This window comes from Bartonella queenslandensis AUST/NH15 (genome assembly GCF_000312585.1).
Classification (GTDB): domain Bacteria; phylum Pseudomonadota; class Alphaproteobacteria; order Rhizobiales; family Rhizobiaceae; genus Bartonella; species Bartonella queenslandensis_A.
The window spans coordinates 23,834-26,345 of sequence record NZ_HE998003.1 but is presented as its reverse complement, the minus strand read 5'-3'; the positions used below and the strand labels follow the sequence as shown (position 1 = coordinate 26,345).

The 2,512-nt window shown below is 39.2% G+C and carries 3 protein-coding genes and 1 pseudogene; 2 read left to right on the top strand and 2 right to left on the bottom strand.

All coding sequences use genetic code 11. The annotated features are described in order from the left end of the window. Both BN338_RS05280 and greA read right to left on the bottom strand, forming a co-directional pair. A partial coding sequence (locus BN338_RS05280; protein WP_039760119.1) for a glycosyltransferase family 4 protein occupies window positions 1-887 on the bottom strand: 887 nt, incomplete at its 3' end. A 14-nt stretch (window positions 888-901) separates the two neighbouring features. After that, window positions 902-1,375 carry a transcription elongation factor GreA gene (gene greA, locus BN338_RS05275; RefSeq protein WP_005773808.1) on the bottom strand — a complete coding sequence of 158 codons (474 nt, stop codon included), beginning with the start codon at window positions 1,373-1,375 and terminating at the stop codon, window positions 902-904. Between the two features lie 334 nt (window positions 1,376-1,709). Between greA and BN338_RS05270 the strand changes: the two genes are divergently transcribed. Next, a complete protein-coding gene (locus BN338_RS05270; protein WP_156809259.1) occupies window positions 1,710-2,009 on the top strand; it encodes an SH3 domain-containing protein in 300 nt (99 codons plus the stop codon). A gap of 214 nt (window positions 2,010-2,223) precedes the next feature. Further along, window positions 2,224-2,512, top strand: a pseudogene (locus BN338_RS13100) (Arm DNA-binding domain-containing protein); the annotation flags it as partial.

The window sequence follows — 2,512 nt, the reverse complement described above, 5'->3', positions numbered from 1 at the left end:
CCTGCTTTTACAACCGTTCCTGTTGCTTCTACAACCAATTCTTTATAAGCTCCTGCATCACTCGTTACAACCGCAACCTGTGATGCCATTGCCTCTAATGGCGTTAAACCGAACCCCTCTGTACGAGAAGGCGCCACATAAAGCGATAAACGACGATACCACACAGGGATATCCAGAATCTCACCAAGAAAAATAATGCGATCATTCAACCCAGCTTTAGCAATCTTCTGGCGTAATTCTTTTTCAAAATGATAATGTTGTTCTGTCGTACGACCAGCAATAAGTGCTGTCCACTCAGGATAGTGGGGTAATAATGCTATCATGGCATCAACAAATAAATCTGTTCCCTTTGAGCTACGAACACGTCCAAAACATCCTACCGCATATTTCCCTGGAAATCCTGTCGAAGAAAAGTAATCATTAAGAGTCTGTGGTGGCGTAAAACGCCTTACATCCACCCCATGCATAATAACCTTATGAGGCACCTCCAAATAAGCGCCCGTATGTGTACTAGTAGCAATAACCCTATCCATACGGCGAATCAACCATTTGGTAAAAGACTTATGATGGCGTTGTGAAGCCGATGTAAAGACAAGTTTCAGCTTCATTTTTAAGATATCGCGCAAAAAGACCCCACAAAGCATCTCAACATTGCGCCTTGCATGCCAAATACGAAACGGCTTCCCTTTCGGACTTTTCCAAAGTCCGAAAAGGTCTATAAATGCAAGAGCCGGCATTTTTTTTGGCAATCCAAACCCCAGAGTGGATATACGCATGCCCTGTTTGCGCATCAATGGAATAAGCTGAATAATTGTAGATGTCACTCCCGATAAACGCCTCTTAAAGTGAGGTGCAATAATTTCAGTTTCTTCCAAAGATACACGCATAACACTTTAGATATTTAAATGTACTGAACCTTAATGATTTCGTAATTATGCGCACCACCAGGCGCATTCACTTCAATCACATCACCCTCTTGCTTGCCTATGAGTGCACGTGCAATCGGTGAAGAAATAGAAATTTTACCAATTTTTACATCAGCTTCTTGATCCCCTACAATCTGATACACCTTTTTTTCTTCAGTATCCTCATCCAAGAGTTTAATGGTCGCTCCAAATTTTATTTTGTCGCCTGAAAGACGAGAGACATCTATAACTTCTGCCCGTGCGATATAATCTTCAAGCTCATTTATACGCCCCTCATTATGACTCTGTGCTTCTTTAGCAGCGTGATACTCGGCATTTTCTGATAAATCACCATGTGCACGCGCCTCAGAAATTGCTTCAATAATTCGTGGACGTTCCTGTTGTTGACGCCAACGCAACTCTTCTTTAAGACTTTCAAAACCAGCTGTAGTCATCGGAACTTTTTCCATAATCCGTCCCTTTCTATTACACGGAAAGTTTAATAAAAATACAAAAAACGGCTTCCAAAATTACTTTTGGAATCCGAAAACTACGATCTTTTCCATTATATAGTACAGTATCCCTGTTTTCCATATAAAAATAAATAAAGGGAACAAAACATGCACTAATAGTGCTTAAAACATCTCATTTTGGTGTTTAAAACGTTAAACTTCACTCTCTTCCTTAAAGTCTCATAAAGAAGAAAGAATTGTAATTTTTTTTATTTTATCATAGTCTAGCAAAAGAAATCATATGGGATACGAAGAGAGAAGGATAATTTCCAAAGAAGTTCTTTGCAGAAAAATGAAAATTTTTGTCATTCTTTTTATGTTGGGTCTTTGCTTTTTGGCCACAACAATATCCAAGGCAGCAGATGCCTTTGTGACGACAGATCTTAATTTTAGAACAGGACCCAGCACTCAATATGCAGTTTGTGGCTTAATCTCTGCTGGAGAATTGGTTTTTGTTAAAAATTGTGAAGGAAATTGGTGCCATATCCGGTATAATGCTCAAATAGGCTGGGTGTCATTGCGTTATCTTTCATTTAAAGATGGAAGTGATCTTTATCGCACATATACAATGTCTTTAGTTCCAAAACCATAGTCTTTTGCTCCCAAATATACCACATATATTTCATATAATCCATTGATTTATAATGCTAATTTATTGTTCATATTGAATTAGAACCTCGAATAACGTAGGATTCTATCATTTCAAACCTGCTTATCTTGAATCAATCAAAACATTCGCTTGCACGTTACAAGGGGGATGAGCGTGTGGATTAAATTTGTATAAGAAAGAAGTAAAAATGGCTCTTATGAACGCTCTCAAGTGTCAAGAGCTGTCGCAGCAACACCCACGGGCTGGCAATAGTGTGATGGTGTCGGCTTGCTTCTTCATAAGCGTAAAGATGGTGGTGCTCAATGGATTTATCGTTATATCCTTTCACGGGCAGCCGTGAAATGGGATTGGGAGCGTTGCGAGATGTTTCTTTAAAACAAGCCCTTGCATGTGCAAATCAATGGCGTTCTGTTTTACGTAATCCTATTAAAGAACGCGAGAAACAAAAGCGTGAGGCAATCAGCAATCTCCATCACTTAAAATAC